Below are 12,820 nucleotides of genomic sequence, written 5' to 3'. Positions count from 1 at the left end.
CACCAACGGTCCGCCACAGTGAGGACAGTTGTTCGTGTTGGGGTCTTCGATGCCGTCTCCACAATCACGGCATACGTAGAGCGTTGCTTCTGAAACGGAGTCGTGTGTGCTTGTCATGTTCTGTTGATAATTACCGCACCGACACCGAGCATCGATCGAGGTCGGAGGCGTTCGTCGCCGTCACGCGGTATCCCGTGACGCGTGCCCCTCGACCAGTGCTGTGACTGACAGACAGTTCCGGCAGCCGTAGATGTCGTCCTCGTTGTCCCCGAAGACGCGGGCAAACCGTGGCGTTACAAACGTATCACAATTGTTGCATTTTGGCATCGTTCAGTCGCTGGGGAGGACCTGGCAGGGACGATCTGTGGTCGTTATCGGCGCCGTTCACCTTCATCCGAGCTGATGTCGTTTCGTACCACGTGTAATCTCTCCGCCGGTGGGCGGACACCGGGACGAACGCTCTCCGACTGCATCAAGTGACGACATTTTAATAATTAAACAGTTATTGATTAACCGGGTGACGTAGACTTCGATGGCCTACCGCATTCACTCTACCACTCTCGTGGGCCTGTGCTCACCGAGTGTAACTCACATAATCAAAATATTCTCGAGTGTGAAAACCGCCCCAATTGAGGTACCCTGATAGATAGTTACGCGGTATGTCGATTCACAGTCTCGACGCGTGTCTCCAACTCGTCGCCGATCGGCACCGACGTCGGATAATCCACCACTTGCGCCACGAGACTGACGGGACATCGACGTTCGACGACCTCGTCGATCAGATACACGGTCGAGCTTTCGACTTCACAAACGGTCCACCCCTGGATCGCGAAGGACTCGCCATCCAACTCCACCACGTCCATCTGCCGAAGTTATCGGCCCACGGCGTCGTCGAATTCCAACACGGGAGCGGAGTCGTCCGGTACCACCCCGACGAACAGGTCGAGACAGTGCTCGACTCGTTCACTGGAGACGTGTGGCTGCCGAATCCCTGATCCGCGAACGGAGCTATTCTTTCGACTGGTGTGGTCTCCGGTAGTTAGTAGAATCGAGGCACACTATCGGCGCCGACGAGGACGAGAGTGCGTAAGGACAACCCGTCCCACCGCATCACAGTTTCACCAGGTATCAGCCGGGGTCTGTTCGGCGACCCACTCACCTCACGAGAGATAGTTCCAGTACGTCGGTCAGCGTTCTACGCCTCGTGGATTCACGTGGACGCGTTGTAACTGATCGATAGTCCGGGTCGCGTTAGTCTGGCGGGTCCGTCTGGAGGCGCCAGGTGAAGATCGCCTTCAAAACCACGACCAGACTGTTCGTGTCTCCCTCTCCCCAGATGGCGGTCTCCGACCGCGGATCGGACGGACTCGTGTCCACGCCGTTGACGAGCGCACTCACGAGGGTCTTTCGCCCGTCGACCATCATGAGCCGCCCCGCCGACGTATCCGTCCAGACCCACAGCGACTCAAACATCGTCGCGCCGGGAATCTCGTCCTGAATGCGTTCCTGGACCTCCGTCGACACCCCGCCGAGCCTGATCGAAACACCCCGCTCTGCGGCCTCACCTAACCCCTCGATCAGGTCCTCGGTGAGCAGGTCTTCGACGGTCATGTAGACGATTTCATCCTCCGCGCTAGCAAAGAAATTCAGAACTCGTTCCGTGACCGCAGTCTGCCCGTTCACCGTCCAGACGCCGCGCTGCTCGGCCCGCTGTTCGATCGGTTCGAGTTCACTCAGTGCCGTCTGGAGGACTTCCGTGCGGTGCTGGAGCTCGTGTTCGAATGTCCGACTCGCGGTTTCGGCGGAGATTGCCCAGAACTGCTTGGGTGACGACTGGAGGATATCGACGAGCCCCCGGTCGTGCAACTCGTCGATCGCGTCGTATACTCGAGTGCGCGGCACCTCTGACACCTGACTGATATCTCTGGCCGTCCCCGTGCCGAGGCTCGCAAGCGCGACGAACGTCCGTGCGGCGTAGGCACTCAACCCGAACCGTTCGAGTTGCTCGATTGCGACGGACTGTGGGTCCTCTATTGGATCGTTGTTCATCGATTTAGCGGCATTGGATCAGCACGTTCCGGCCACACGAAGTGGCCGGGGCGGCACGCAGCAGTAGCGTGGTTGGGACACAGTACTAGATTGCGCACCGATTCGGAGGTTGTACTCCACGCGGTAAATCCTTTTGTGATTAAACGAGTGACTCTACTACTCGTTCGTATATTTGCATCTCTACGCGTCGAGACGCTCATTTTGTTGTTGTCACTACGATACTCACAAAATCTCCGAGAGCTATGGTTGGACCGCAGTTTCAGGTCATCAGATCGGTCCTGCCACGTATCTCCGGTCGGTGCCGTCATGAACTAAGTGACAATACCTATCCGTGGCGGGGCCGAATCGTCTATAGGACCACTAGGGAACCTCCCTGGGAGGTTGGGACACATGGATACGACTAATAGCTTGGAGGAAGCGACCCAAGTCCTCCAACAACTCGGCTTGAAGGAATACGAGGCGCGATGCTTCGTCGGCCTGTCCCGTCTCCACACGGGCACAGCGAAGCAGTTGAGTGAGATGACGGAGGTTCCCCGAACGCGGGTGTACGATGCGATTCGAGTGCTGGAAGCGCAAGGCCTGGTCGAGATCCAGCATTCGAGCCCGCAGCAGTTCCGAGCGGTTCCGCTCGACGAGGCGACCGAGACGCTGCGCGACCAGTACGAAGACCGCGTCGAGCGACTCCACGATGCGCTGGACACGGTCGAAATCGTCGAGCAGGACGACGAGACCCCCGTCCAGCAGATATGGGCGATGTCCGGACGGGACGCGATCGAAAATCGGACGGACCAACTCATCGAGGAAGCATCCGAGGAGGTCGTTCTCGTCGTCGGCGACGAGTCGCTCTTGACGGAGGATCTCGTTGCCAGCCTCAACGAGGTCGGTGACGGAGTCGACCTTCTCATCGGCGCGTTGACGGAGTCGCTTCAGGACCAGATACAAACGGCCGTGCCGGACGCCACGACGTTCATCTCTGGCTTGGAGTGGCTACACGGCGAGAACGTGACCGAAGACGAGACGGCCATCGGTCGACTCCTCCTGATCGACCGCTCGACGATTCTCGTGAGTTCACTCATGCCCGACACCAAGGAGGAACAAGCGATATTCGGCGAAGGATTCGGGAACGGTCTGGTCGTCATCGCCCGACGACTCATGGCACAGGGGTTGTTGACCGCCCGTGACCCCAAGCAGTAACCTCCCGGCGAGCGACTATTAGCGACTCCGTCAGCGGACGCAACTGTCAGAGGGTTCTCGACCGCGTTCGTCGCAAACCCGGTCTTCGAGCGACAGGAGCGTGAGATACTCACCATTGTCGATCGTAACGCAACAATCGTTGTACACGAACGAGAGGCGTCCCCCCGTCCGAGGTGTTCCGTCGTACCGCGGGTCGAACAACGAATCTAACGCAGTCGGATCGACGACATCCGCCAGCGGTCGGAGGGAACATGGTTTACGGCCCTCGACTGCGCTCACCGCGCGTACGACGGCCTCGCTGACCGACTCTTCCGGCCCGATTTCGTACTCCACAGTTCTGATTCGTGTTAGGCGATCAAAAACTCCGAAGTTTTTCACCCGGTTTATCAAAACAGGTCTCAGATGAACGGGCTGGATGCGAACGTTGGCACCACTCGGGTCGGTGGAGTCGAATCCGATCTGGAGATACTGCAACTTTCCGCCGGCGGGCCAAGCTAGTGTCCTTTTCGAAGCAGATGTGTCGGATTCGTTGTGACGGCCGACAACACGGTGACGCTGTCGAAGACGGAGACCGGGGTCGAGTAGTAACGCTCTCAGTCTGGGGTAGCACGGCCTCTAACTGGCAACGCCTCCGGAAGTCACCGGAATTCGGCCATGTGATTTGGTGTACGGCAGGAACGCCGTTCGGAGAGCGGTCCCAAGCAGTTCCCGTTCGCCGATTCGCCCGAAAACACGCTCCACGTCCCCGCTAAACCCGGTGTAGTCCCAACTTCACAACCTCCGAGGATGGAATTGATGCGTGTCTTATTTCTTGAACTGCTGAGTCTGAATCAGTCGTTCGGTAGAAACAGTCGGCGTGGCGGGCAAATACACCCGTCTCTGGACGAAGATGCCCCGGGGATCCGCCGACGAACCGTCCCGCTGTGTTCGAAGGAAATCTCGTATTTCACTCTGGAAGTTCGGTCCGCGCACGCGTTCGCGGCGCCTCGAGTCGTCGATCCTGCCAGAGGAGACTCACGCCGACCACGAAGACGACGAATATCAGGCCAATGGCCGCGAGATCCATCAGGGGCGAGGGATTCGCGACCAACAGACCCGTAACGTCGACCGAGAAATGCCAGAGGACGAGTGGCCAGAGGCTCTCCAGTCGGAAGGCGACGGCCCCGAGGCCGATTCCCAGCGGGATGATCAGGATCATCTGGGGGAGCCACTCGGCGAGGGAGTTGCCGAGGATGACCTGTGAGACGTGCGAGAGGCCGAACACGACGGCCGGTAGAACGACGGCCAGAACGCGACCACGTGGTTCGAGTGCCCGGAGCAACACGCCGCGGTAGAGGAGTTCCTCCGAGACGGCTGCGCCGAGTGCGACGCCGACAACGACGACGAACAGAGCGGCCCACGCGGGAAGCGTCGTGCCCTCGACCAGCGATACGTCCGGGATGGCGAATCCGAACGCAACCGGGACGAACACCATCGCGGCGAACGGGAGCAGATAGATCAGCGCGCGGCGGTTGACGGGTGCCGTGAGGCGTATCTTCTCCCACCAACCGAGCCACGCGACGAGACCGACGACCAGGGCGACGAAGACCCAGTTGAGGATCAGGCCGATACCGTGGAGAGTGAGACTCGGGAACAGCGCCTCGAGTGCGACGCGACTGACGACTGTGACCGCGATCATCGCAGCGCCGAAGCCGAGAGTGAACGCAACTGGTCGACGCTCAACAACTGATCCCATAGGACACTACACGTCGTCCTATAACTTATAGACGTACTGACATACGTGGGGATAGTTTTTGGTTTTTGTTTATTTCGGACAGTGTCAGCCCTCTGTTGCTAGTTCGCCGCCACGCTCGTCGTGTTGTTGCTTGACGCTGCCGTTCTGGTCTCTTCCCTCGATGGCACGGTCATCGGAGCCGGCCTTGCCCTCCCCACGCTGGCCCTTGGATACACTCATTCAGTACAGCAGCGTCCCGAAGGTCGCTGTCAGTCGTCGCCACTGGTCACATCGCCACTATCGTCTCCCTCTCTCACGACGTCCTCGCTCCCGGCCGGGGGGATATTGTTCTGCGCCTCGATCCGTTCTACCCACTCGGCGAACTCGTCGGATTCCATGATCTCGTATTCGCTGTCGAGCCCCAGGTAGACCGTATAGCACATCAACAAGAGAACGAACGCGAAGGGGAGGCCAGCCGCGATCGCGGCGGTCTGGAGCGCGCCGAGTCCGCCCCCGATCAACAGGACGGCCGCGACGGCACCTTCGGCGACAGCCCAGAAGACCCGCTGGGTGACTGGGACGTCGTATTTCCCGCCGGAGGTCAGGTGGTCGATCACCAGCGACCCGGAGTCCGACGAGGTGACGAAGAAGGTGATCACGAGCACGACCCCGATGACCGACAACAGCGCGGTCAGCGGATAAAACGAGAATAGCTCGAACATCGCAGTCGCGACGTTCTCGTCGACCGCCCCGACGAGGGTAGCACTCGTCTCCAGTTCGACGAACAGGGCCGACCCGCCGAACGTGGACATCCAGAAGAACGAAAACAGCGAGGGTAAAATGAGGACTGCGAGCACGAACTCGCGGACGGTCCGGCCCTTCGAGATACGGGCGATGAACATGCCGACGAACGGCGACCACGAGATCCACCATCCCCAGTAGAAGATAGTCCAGCCGCTCTGCCAGGTCGTGCCTCCGGCGGTCTGGGTCCAGAACGCCAACTCGGGAAGGACGCCGACGTAGGTTCCGATACTGGAGACGAACCCTCTGAGGAGGTACAGCGTCGGCCCGACGGCGAGCATCAGCGCGAGGAACGCGAGCATAAGATACAGGTTCAACTCGCTGAGTCTGCGGACGCCGCCGTCGAGGCCCGCGGCGACCGACAGCGTCGCGATGGCGGTGATGCCCGCGATGAGCGCGACCTGCACCCACGTTGCTTGGGGGATTGTCGTCGAGAGATACTGGCCTGAGAGGACCGTGAAGCCGGCGTTGACCTGCTGGACGCCGATCCCGAGCGACGTCGAGAGGCCGAACAGCGTCGCCATGACAGAGAGGATGTCGATGAGATGGCCCGGCCACCCGTAGATTCGCTCGCCGAGCAACGGCCAGAAGATGGACCGAAAGGTCAGTGGAAGCCCGCGATTGAACGAGAAAAACGCCAGTCCGAGTCCGACGAGCGCGTATATCGCCCAGGGGTGGATGCCCCAGTGAAAGTAGGTCATCGCCATCCCCGCCGTGCCAGCGGCCCTGGTTCCGCTCTCCACGCCCGCGAAAAACGGCGGCACGGATCCGAAGTGGGAGATCGGCTCGGCGACGCTGAAGAACATCAGGCCGATTCCCATCCCGGCGCTGAACAACATCGCCATCCAGGAGAAGGTCGTGAACTCCCTATCAGCCTCGACGCCGCCGATGCGGATACTCCCGTACTTGCTCAGTGCGAAGTACAGAATGACGAGGATGAAGACGTTCACTGCGAGGATGTAGAACCACCCACCACCCGCAGAGATGATCGTCTGCCCGGTCCCGAAGACGTCCGCCGACCCCGACTTGAACGCCAGCGTGAGGCCGATGAACAGTGCGATCACCGCGCAGGCGATCGGGAACACCTGCGGGTGGACGTCGAACCCCCATCGTTCGACGTTCGTGTCGCCCGGCTTACGCTCGGTGTCCGGGTGGAACAGTTCGACCTGGAGACCCTCGGACAGTTCGCCGACCGTCTCCTCCTCAGTGCCGGATCCGCCCGTGGCCTCGTCAGTCTCGGACGACACTCGCCTCACCTCTTACGTGGCGTTGTCGTGTACTACCCTCTCTATCTCGAATCGACGGAACGGGTGTAAGCCTGGTGTGTGTCCGATGTCGAGAGTCGGGCGCGGTTGAACCGCCTCCCCGCTTCGTGGTCAGAACTGAACGGGACCGCTCAGGCGTCGACATGTTCATTGTTAACACTCTGCACGTATATCGTTTCGTCTCCTCGGATTCTAAGGAGATCTGGTTTCCGGTACAGACGCGAACGGTATCAGGTACGGAACGCACGTCGCTCGGATCTGCAGTCGTGTGGTCGCCATCGGACGGAGTCTTACTTCCTGTCGTGTATTCGGGTAGTTCCGAACAGAGAGACTGTCGCAGAGACCGGCTCGAACAGTACGGGAGTGGGATAGGCATAACCGTCCAGGGACCCTCTTAGTAGGAAGTCACACATGGATATCTCTGAGATCCTCTCCTCAAAGTTCACGGAGTTCGACATCGGCACACCGCTCTCGAAGGTTGCCGGGGCATTCGAGAATCAAGAACTCGATGCCGTCGTCGTCACAGACGGCGACGAGTATCGCGGCATCGTTAGTCGCCGACAGCTGGCTTCCTCGTCGAATCAGCCGTCTGCGAAGGTCGGCTCACAAGTACAGCACGTCCCGACAGTCGGCCGTACCGAGGACGTCCGTGAGGTCGCGCGACTCATGATCGGTAGCGACGCAAAAACGCTCCCCGTACTCCACGACGACCGTGTCGTCGGTGTGGTGACCGCCGACGCCGTCCTCGAGGCTGTCCGTCCGTTTCTCGACGCGGCGACTGTCGAGGACACCTACACAGGGAAGCTGATCAGCGCGACTCCTGAAACCACGATCGGGAAAGCGCTCAACATGCTTCGAGAAGCCGGAATCGCCCATCTCCCGGTCGTCGACGGGGACGCCCTCGCTGGAATGGTGAGCCTGTACGACGTTATCGAGTTCACGACGCGAGGTGGCAGTAAGAGTCAGGGTGGTTCGTCGAGTAACTTCGGCGGCCGCGGTGGCGGAGGGAAGAATCGTGGCGGGTTCGGCTCGCGTGAGGGCGACGCCGACCGAATGCTCGACCTACCGGTACGGAACCTGATGTCCGATGCAGTCGTGACGGTAGAACGGAGCGCACCGCTCGACGAGGTCGTCGAGACGATGTTCGAGCAGGAGATCTCCTCACTCGTCGTCACGACCGACGACACCGACGAACCGGTCGGTATCGTCACGAAGACGGACGTCATCGAGGCACTCACCTGGGAGCGCGACGACCGAAACGCCGTGCAGGTGTTCGGGCTCGACCTGCTGGAGGGGATGGACTACGACGACGTCGCCTCGCTGATCGAGGGCATGGCCTCGAAGTACGGCGAGATGAGCGTGATCAAGGCCAGCATCGAAATTCAGGAGCACAAGGAACAGAGTCGGGGCGTGCCACTCGTGCTCGCACGGATTCGATTAGTAACTGATCGTGGCTACTTCACTGCAGACGGGGAGGGGTACGGTGCCTCTCACGCCCTCCGTCTCGCAGCGAACGCCGTCGAACGCCAACTCCTCAAGGGGAAGACCTACGGCCAGTCGAAAAAGCATCCCGACACAGACGAGCAGGAACAGCTCTACGGCTGGTGGCTCGGCGGGTGACCCCGGTGTCCACCCAACTATTCTCCGTTTGACGCAGAATCAGCGTCCGTGTCGCCGACTCGCTTCTCCACGTCGACGCTGTACTCCGAAAGGATATCGGGTGACGCGATATAGGGGGCTACGCTTCGACCGGTCGCTTCGAACGGCGCTCTGAAACCGGCCGTCGTGTTACCCTCCCGGACGGTCCAGCCATCATCGCCTTTATCGGGTCAACGCCAGCGTAGTCAAGCCCGACAACGTCGGTTGCTTTCCGTGCCAGAGCGGTCACTTCCGGCGAGAGCGCGACGGTTGCATTCTCGACATCCCAACCGACCTATAGTTGAGACTGGAGTTCTCAATGCATATGGAACGTAGACTGTGGCACTTGCGACCACTATTGAGCCGGTGGTCAGTGCCCTTTTGATCAATAGATGGTACTTCAAGCGAGTTTGACAGCCGTCCCATAGGTGATTACTTCGGACGCGCTCTGGGTGACCTCCGACGTTCCCATCCGGACGTTGACGACGGCGTCAGCACCCCTCTCGAGTGCGTTCGCTTGCATCCGCTCGATGGCCTGATCTCGGGCATCACCGAGCAACTTCGAGTAGTCCTTGAGTTCGCCGCCGGCGAGATTCCGAAGCCCCTAGGTGATGTCTCTCCCCACATTCCGTGCTCAGACGGTGTTTACGGGGCGATGCCGAGGATTTCTACAATCTCGTGACCCGGGGACCGTCTCGGTCGTGACAGTGGCGACGAGCGACTGCTGAACATCTGCCGAAATAGCGTCTGAGGACATGTCACCAACTGGACCGGAGGTGGAACTAATAAATCAGTAGTGACCTGTGTCTTCCCAGAGCACCGCCACTGTTAAGCAAGCCCCCGGTCGCTCTGCCAACGACTGGCCAAGCAATTATATCGTGTCATCAGACGTATCACTGGTATGAATACACGATCCCGCTCTGGTCACGAACCCATCGCCACCGACAGCCCAGAGATCTCCGGGGCAACTGCTGACTCGGTCGACGGCGGTACTCGCTCTGCCGGCGTGTCTCGGTTCGGGGAACTCTACGAGAACGCTATCAGTGTCCTCCTTGAGGAAGCCATCACTGATCACTGGGTCGAGACCCGCGCGGGTCGAACGCACGTCCTCACTGCCGGGGATCCCACTGCGCCGCCGGTAATGGTATTCCAAGGCGGTAACGTCACGAATCCGGTGACCCTCGCATGGGTTCAGGGACTTGCGGATGCATACTACCTCATCGCGCCGGATACCCCCGGACAGCCGGGCTGGAGCGACCCGCACGAACCCGACGAGTACGGTCCGTGGGTCGTCGACGTACTCGATGGCCTCGGAATCGATCGGGCAGCGATGGTCGGAATGTCCCATGGCGGGGGAATTCTCCTGGAGACGGCCGTTCACGCCCCAGACCGAATCACCGGCGCCGTACTGGTCGCCCCCGCAGGTTTTGGCACCCCTCTTTCGCCGGCTCTCGCCCGAATCGTCGCTCTCTCGCTGGTCTATCGGGCCGTCCCACGACGCGGGTTGTTGACCCGTGCTCTCGCCCCGATGTTCAGCGATTCGATACGGTCTGTTGACGACGTCGTGATCGAGACAGTCGGGCAAGCGCTTCGGACGGGTGATCTCAAAGCTGCCTTCCCCGGTCCGGACGACCCGGCGGCACTGGCCGGGTTCGACGCACCGACCCTGCTGGTCTTGGGCGAACGGGATCCGTTCTTCCCCGCGGGTCGAATTCGCCCACAGGTCAAGCAAACGCTGCCATCGCTCGTGGAGTGTCTCACCTTGGCCGGCGAACGCCACTTCCTCTCGACTACTGGGCAGGGTCGTGCGACCGACCATATCCGGACGTTCTTGGCTGAACTGTACGGTCCCGAGGAATGAAGCTGATATAGGACATTTCCGTCGTCGTTCACGATATGATTGCCTCCGGATGAAGAGTCGTGCAACTCGAGCTGCCTCCTGTCTCCGGTTTTGAATTCCCGAGGCAGCGTCGTGACTTCCGTGCTCGTTCGGTCAGCGAATCGTCTCGCCACTACGGACTCGCTCCCAAACAATTATTCAGTCACGTTGAAAATAGTATCTCATGGCCATCTTTGGAGAGTTCCGCGTCCCTCCGCGAGCCTTCGCACTCTCCGAGACGTTCGAGGTTGAGCCGGAGGCTGTCGTCCAGATCGACCGAGTCGTCGCCTCGGATATGGAGTCCCTGACCCCGTACTTCATGGTCTCCGGGGTGTCGAACGCGGCCTTCGAAGCCGCCGCCAGTTCGGACGGGTCGATCGATTCCCTCCAGCAGATACTGGACGGCGACCTGGGTACGATGTATCGTGCGATATGGGTAGAGAGCGTCGAATCCCTCGTACAGGCGTACACGAACGAGGGGACATCGATCCTGAAAGCCAAGGGGACGGCCGACGGGTGGGTTCTTCGAATCCGATTCGATGACCATGCATTGATCGGCGAGTTTACCTCCCATCTCCGCGATCAAGGGTTCTCGTTCGACCTCGTCCGCCTCCACGAGATGTCCTACGCGCAGACGGGCAGCCAGTTCGGACTCACCCCGAAACAACACGAGGCGCTGGTAACAGCGTGGCAGATGGGCTTCTTTGATCTTCCGAGGGAGACGTCGATGGCGGCCGTCGCTGAAGAACTCGATATCACCCCCCAGTCACTCTCTGACCGCCTTCGCCGAGCGCAGAACACGCTCATCGGCGATGCGCTACGCGTGGCTATGCCGACGAGCCAGGATAGCTCCGCGGACGATTGAGGTAGCGGTGGCAATCTCGGCGTTTGATTTCCGACTGGCCAACTGAGACGAGTGGAGAGAGTTCTGGGTCGATACCTTCGAAGAGCACGGCATTGGGACGCTGGATTCGGCTCCACCACGATCCGATCGAAACAATCGGTATGACTCGCGGTTGTGGGTTGTCGAGGGCTTGGTGGAAACGAAGAGTTGGCATATCTCACCTCCGTTCCGCGGAGTTCGCAGTGGATCAGACTATTTGTAAAGCCTGATGGATACGACGGAGCCATTCTTTCTCTGCCGAACATTCATCATGTATGCACATTCGAAGCCTCGTTTGGAACAGTGTCGAGCGACGGCCACGCGCGTTGGTCCGACTCCTCATCGGGTTCGTCGTGATCGCGACATTCGCTGTCGTCGGAACGATTGTCGCTGACCTCGTATCAGTGGCATTCGTGCAACCACTCTCGTTCGGCTACCTTGTCCTTACCACACTTGGACTCGGTCTCGGGGCCGTCATTGGTGCCCTCGTGGTTGCTCGCTACATCGATCAGCGACCGGTTACTGACTACGGGTTTCGAGAGCGAAAGGTATGGGGGCGTGATCTCGTGGTTGGTGCCGGGCTAGCCCTCATCGCGCAAACTGTTGCTGTCGGCGTCGCGCTATCCGCAGGATGGGCTGTCGTGGTCGATACAATCGTCGCTGGACCCGAAGGATTCATTCTGGGACTGGTCGGCGCATTGCTCCTCTTTGCAGTCGTCGGCTTCTACGAAGAACTCGTGGCTCGTGGGGTCGTTCTGAAGAACGTTGCCGAGGGGTTTGCGAACTATGGGACGGTCCCGGCCGTCCTTGCTGCCATCATCGTTTCTAGCGTCGTGTTCGGTATCGTTCACTCGGCGAACGCCGGCGCCTCACTCGCCTCCGTGGTCGTGATTGCAGTTATTGCGATTACGGTCGCAGCGAGCTACGTGTTGACTGGTCGACTCGCGCTCGCGATTGGGTTCCACACCAGTTGGAACATCTCGATGGGAGTCCTGTTCGGCCAGCCCGTGAGTGGCATCGAACTTCCGGCCCACATTCTCGCCCTCGAAGTGACGGGACCGACCAGTTGGACTGGCGGGGCCTTCGGTTTCGAAGCCGGATTCTTGGGTGTGGTTGCAGGCTTTGTTGGACTCGTCGGCGTCATCACGTACGTCTACGTCGTCGAGGGGAGTCTCCGTATAGATCCTGGCCTGCTCGTTCCCACCCTTCGAGGCCGAAGTGACGAAGAGAGCGCTGGGATACGTGGCGACAGCCGCGTTGATGACGTGTACGCCGAATCTAATATCGACGTTGGCCACGACGGGAGCGTTACTCTCGAGAAGTAGAATCCAATCTGCCGTGATGGGCTCCCCCCAGGCTAATTGGATACACCGTTTAATACACCATTCTATCCCCGA

11 protein-coding genes and 1 pseudogene are annotated in these 12,820 nt (G+C 60.0%); 6 read left to right on the top strand and 6 right to left on the bottom strand.

Annotated elements, in window-relative coordinates:
* Positions 1 to 180 precede the first annotated feature (180 nt).
* A complete protein-coding gene (locus BM310_RS22000) occupies positions 181 to 327 on the bottom strand; it encodes a DUF7563 family protein (RefSeq protein ID WP_449271707.1) in 147 nt (48 codons plus the stop codon).
* A gap of 332 nt (positions 328 to 659) precedes the next feature.
* On the opposite strand from BM310_RS22000, the gene BM310_RS15510 reads away from it, so the two are divergent.
* On the top strand, positions 660 to 995 hold the full coding sequence (locus tag BM310_RS15510; protein ID WP_089809415.1) for a DUF7344 domain-containing protein: 336 nt from the start codon (positions 660 to 662) through the stop codon (positions 993 to 995).
* Between the two features lie 256 nt (positions 996 to 1,251).
* Here the strand turns inward: BM310_RS15510 and BM310_RS15505 are convergent, their stop codons facing one another.
* Positions 1,252 to 2,049 carry a TrmB family transcriptional regulator gene (locus tag BM310_RS15505; protein ID WP_089809413.1) on the bottom strand — a complete coding sequence of 266 codons (798 nt, stop codon included), beginning with the start codon at positions 2,047 to 2,049 and terminating at the stop codon, positions 1,252 to 1,254.
* Positions 2,050 to 2,439: 390 nt separating this feature from the next.
* Here BM310_RS15505 and BM310_RS15500 point away from each other — a divergent pair, with 390 nt between their 5' ends.
* Positions 2,440 to 3,243 carry a TrmB family transcriptional regulator gene (locus BM310_RS15500; RefSeq protein ID WP_089809411.1) on the top strand — a complete coding sequence of 268 codons (804 nt, stop codon included), beginning with the start codon at positions 2,440 to 2,442 and terminating at the stop codon, positions 3,241 to 3,243.
* A 30-nt stretch (positions 3,244 to 3,273) separates the two neighbouring features.
* On the opposite strand, the gene BM310_RS15495 is transcribed toward BM310_RS15500, so the two are convergent.
* The 3 genes from BM310_RS15495 to BM310_RS15485 form a co-directional block, all read right to left on the bottom strand.
* Complete coding sequence (locus tag BM310_RS15495) at positions 3,274 to 3,576, bottom strand: HalOD1 output domain-containing protein (protein WP_089809409.1); 303 nt, start codon at positions 3,574 to 3,576, stop codon at positions 3,274 to 3,276.
* Positions 3,577 to 4,189: 613 nt separating this feature from the next.
* The gene (locus tag BM310_RS15490) at positions 4,190 to 4,921 is read right to left on the bottom strand and encodes a CPBP family intramembrane glutamic endopeptidase (protein WP_177232666.1); all 732 of its coding nucleotides are present in this window, start codon (positions 4,919 to 4,921) and stop codon (positions 4,190 to 4,192) included.
* 305 nt (positions 4,922 to 5,226) lie between these two features.
* A complete protein-coding gene (locus BM310_RS15485) occupies positions 5,227 to 7,005 on the bottom strand; it encodes a BCCT family transporter (protein ID WP_089809405.1) in 1,779 nt (592 codons plus the stop codon).
* A gap of 429 nt (positions 7,006 to 7,434) precedes the next feature.
* On the opposite strand from BM310_RS15485, the gene BM310_RS15480 reads away from it, so the two are divergent.
* On the top strand, positions 7,435 to 8,643 hold the full coding sequence (locus tag BM310_RS15480) for a CBS domain-containing protein (RefSeq protein ID WP_089809403.1): 1,209 nt from the start codon (positions 7,435 to 7,437) through the stop codon (positions 8,641 to 8,643).
* 418 nt (positions 8,644 to 9,061) lie between these two features.
* Here the strand turns inward: BM310_RS15480 and BM310_RS15475 are convergent.
* Positions 9,062 to 9,418 (bottom strand): annotated as a pseudogene (locus BM310_RS15475) (YbjQ family protein).
* 144 nt (positions 9,419 to 9,562) lie between these two features.
* Between BM310_RS15475 and BM310_RS15470 the strand changes: the two are divergent.
* The 3 genes from BM310_RS15470 (at position 9,563) to BM310_RS15460 (ending at position 12,748) form a co-directional block, all read left to right on the top strand.
* On the top strand, positions 9,563 to 10,522 hold the full coding sequence (locus BM310_RS15470) for an alpha/beta fold hydrolase (RefSeq protein ID WP_089809401.1): 960 nt from the start codon (positions 9,563 to 9,565) through the stop codon (positions 10,520 to 10,522).
* A gap of 202 nt (positions 10,523 to 10,724) precedes the next feature.
* Positions 10,725 to 11,405: a helix-turn-helix domain-containing protein gene (locus BM310_RS15465; RefSeq protein ID WP_089809399.1), complete on the top strand. Its 681-nt coding sequence runs from the start codon at positions 10,725 to 10,727 to the stop codon at positions 11,403 to 11,405.
* Positions 11,406 to 11,749: 344 nt separating this feature from the next.
* A complete protein-coding gene (locus BM310_RS15460; RefSeq protein WP_177232665.1) occupies positions 11,750 to 12,748 on the top strand; it encodes a CPBP family intramembrane glutamic endopeptidase in 999 nt (332 codons plus the stop codon).
* Positions 12,749 to 12,820: the final 72 nt, after the last annotated feature.

The organism is Halogeometricum rufum (assembly GCF_900112175.1).
GTDB lineage: Archaea > Halobacteriota > Halobacteria > Halobacteriales > Haloferacaceae > Halogeometricum > Halogeometricum rufum.
Note: the sequence above shows the minus strand (reverse complement) of the source record. Positions and strands in the feature narration are given on the sequence as shown.

Coding starts and splice junctions, on each gene's coding strand:
- BM310_RS22000 (WP_449271707.1), bottom strand. CDS start 327: ATGCCAAAATGCAACAATTGTGATACGTTTGTAACGCCACGGTTTGCC.
- BM310_RS15510 (WP_089809415.1), top strand. CDS start 660: ATGTCGATTCACAGTCTCGACGCGTGTCTCCAACTCGTCGCCGATCGG.
- BM310_RS15505 (WP_089809413.1), bottom strand. CDS start 2,049: ATGAACAACGATCCAATAGAGGACCCACAGTCCGTCGCAATCGAGCAA.
- BM310_RS15500 (WP_089809411.1), top strand. CDS start 2,440: ATGGATACGACTAATAGCTTGGAGGAAGCGACCCAAGTCCTCCAACAA.
- BM310_RS15490 (WP_177232666.1), bottom strand. CDS start 4,921: ATGATCGCGGTCACAGTCGTCAGTCGCGTCGCACTCGAGGCGCTGTTC.
- BM310_RS15480 (WP_089809403.1), top strand. CDS start 7,435: ATGGATATCTCTGAGATCCTCTCCTCAAAGTTCACGGAGTTCGACATC.
- BM310_RS15470 (WP_089809401.1), top strand. CDS start 9,563: ATGAATACACGATCCCGCTCTGGTCACGAACCCATCGCCACCGACAGC.
- BM310_RS15465 (WP_089809399.1), top strand. CDS start 10,725: ATGGCCATCTTTGGAGAGTTCCGCGTCCCTCCGCGAGCCTTCGCACTC.